The organism is Lentilactobacillus diolivorans DSM 14421, from assembly GCF_001434255.1.
Classification (GTDB): Bacteria; Bacillota; Bacilli; order Lactobacillales; family Lactobacillaceae; genus Lentilactobacillus; species Lentilactobacillus diolivorans.
The window spans coordinates 1-246 of sequence record NZ_AZEY01000039.1; the positions used below are offsets into that span (position 1 = coordinate 1).

A 246-nucleotide genomic window follows, 5' to 3' on the forward strand; every position below is an offset into this window, starting at 1 on the left:
GTTCCGGTATATGTTTTGTTGCCATTATCATCTAAAATATATTGCTTTTTGCTCTTGATTCCCCATGTTCCGTCTGGGTTAAATGGGCGGTTAGTTAACATCACATGGGCATGCGGATTATCTGGGTGGTCGCGATGAATTGCTACATCGGCTACCATGCCCTCATCAACAAAATTTTCTTGCACATATTTTGTCAGTAATTCTTTCTGTTCGGATTCACTTAATTCTACCGGTAAAGCCACGTTA

At 40.7% G+C, this 246-nt stretch carries 1 protein-coding gene; it reads right to left on the bottom strand.

The window, feature by feature from the left end; genetic code table 11:
- A partial coding sequence (locus tag FC85_RS04375) for a MobA/MobL family protein (protein ID WP_162255413.1) occupies nucleotides 1-246 on the bottom strand: 246 nt, incomplete at both ends.